This window comes from Methylobacterium sp. WL103, assembly GCF_008039885.1.
Taxonomy (GTDB): Bacteria; Pseudomonadota; Alphaproteobacteria; order Rhizobiales; family Beijerinckiaceae; genus Methylobacterium; species Methylobacterium cerastii.
Genome location: NZ_VRUX01000756.1, coordinates 1 through 1,731, shown reverse-complemented (window position 1 = coordinate 1,731; position 1,731 = coordinate 1). Strand labels below are relative to the sequence as shown.

The window sequence follows — 1,731 nt, the reverse complement described above, 5'->3', positions numbered from 1 at the left end:
GCGCTGGCGGGCTCGGCCGCCGTCGCGAACGTCAGCAGCGCCATCGCGGCCACCGCGCGACGCCCCCGGGGCGATGTCCGATCGGTGGTGGCCTTCGTTCCGTCCGTTTGATCCAAGCGCATCGTCGCTCCGAGCCGTCATGGTGAAGGTGGCATGGACGGCGAAGGCCGGCTCCCCGTCAACCGGGGCTGTACAAGATCGGGCCACGGATCGCGTCCGCCGTCTCGCAAGCCGCGTTCCGCGACTTCGATCCGCGCTGGGCTTGGAGAAACGGCTCCCGCTGGCCTCGGCCCCGCGCCACCTGTTAAGAGGCCCATCGACGGGCGGCCCGCCAGAGGCTCGCCCCGACGGAGGAACGATGCCTCGCTTTATTCTCCCCATCGCCGGAGCCGTGCTGATCGCCATGACCGCTGCCGCCAACGCCGACTACACCACCCTCCCCTCCGGCCTGAAGTATCAGGATGAAGTCGTGGGCGCCGGCCCCGAGCCGAAGGCCGGCCAGAAGGTGACCGTGCAGTACACCGGCTGGCTCGACGACGCCGGCAAGAAGGGCAAGAAGTTCGATTCCTCGCGGGACCGCAACCAGCCCTTCACCTTCACCCTCGGCGCCGGCCAGGTGATCCAGGGTTGGGACCTCGGCGTCGCCACAATGAAGCAGGGCGGCAAGCGCACCCTGGTGATCCCGGCCGAGCTCGGCTACGGCGCCCGCGGCGCCGGCGGCATCATCCCACCCGGCGCGACGCTGATCTTCGACGTCGAGCTGCTCGGCGCGAAGTAAGGCAGACGGCTCGGCGGCGGGAAAGGTCGGCCCAGAATGCTGTTCGCGCAGCTTCCCGACGACCTGTTCCGGCCGCTGGCCTCGCCGAGCCGCGCGTTCAACGCGGCGCTGCTGCTGCACCTGCACCGGAAGGTGATGGGCACCAGCCCCGACCCGGTGCGCAAGGCGGAGCTGCTGGCCGCCATCGGCGACTTCTCCGCCGAGTGGGCGCTCGATCAGCAATCCGACGACGAGCCGGTGCCCATCGATCCGATCGAGCGCCGCTCGGCCCTTTTTCGGCGCTTCCTCGAGACCGGCTGGCTGATCGAGCGGCGCGAGCGCTACGTGCCGGTGGTCGACTTCGACCCGGAGGCGCGGCTCCTGCTCGAGGAGCTGTCGCGGATGGAGCGCGGCGAGACCCGCTCCTACGGCGCCGCCATCCTCGACGTGCTCGGCAGCCTGGAGAGTGCGATCGCCAACCCGGCCGACCGCTCGGAGGCGCTCGGCAATGCGGCGCGCGCGGCGCAGGCCTTCCTCGGCCACGTGCGGGGGCTGGCCGGCGCGATGCGCAAGATCGAGGAGCGCATCCTCCACGAGGAGGACATGCGCGCGGCCTTCCGCCTCTACTTCGAGGACTTCGTCGAGCGCCACCTGATCAGCGACTACCGGACGCTGAACACCCGCTACAACCCGTTCCGCTTCCGCTCGGCCATCGTGCGGGAGGCCGGACGCGCGCTTCGCGACCCGCTGCTGATCCGGGCGCTGGCCGAGGCGATCCTGCGCGAGGGCCGGGCGGCGGAGCTGCGCACCGCCGAGCGCGGGGTGCGCGCCGACCTCACCCAGATCCTGTCGATTTTCGAAGGCCTCGACCGGCACCTCGACGCCGTCGACGACGTGGTCGCGCGGATGGAACGCCGGATCGCGGCCGCCGTGCGCTACATGGACCGGCCGGATTCGGCGGGCATCGAGCGCAC

The 1,731-nt window shown here is 71.1% G+C and carries 2 protein-coding genes; both read left to right on the top strand.

The genetic code is table 11. The features are described 5' to 3' along the window. Nucleotides 1-358: 358 nt before the first annotated feature. Nucleotides 359-778, top strand: a complete 420-nt coding sequence (locus FV222_RS25095) for an FKBP-type peptidyl-prolyl cis-trans isomerase (RefSeq protein ID WP_147750609.1) — start codon at nucleotides 359-361, stop codon at nucleotides 776-778. Nucleotides 779-814: 36 nt separating this feature from the next. Next, on the top strand, nucleotides 815-1,731 hold a 917-nt coding region (locus FV222_RS25090; protein WP_147815915.1), incomplete at its 3' end, for a Wadjet anti-phage system protein JetA family protein.

Bases quoted from the DNA above. Each gene is read 5' to 3' on its own strand.
- FV222_RS25095 (WP_147750609.1), top strand. From the start codon at position 359: ATGCCTCGCTTTATTCTCCCCATCGCCGGAGCCGTGCTGATCGCCATG.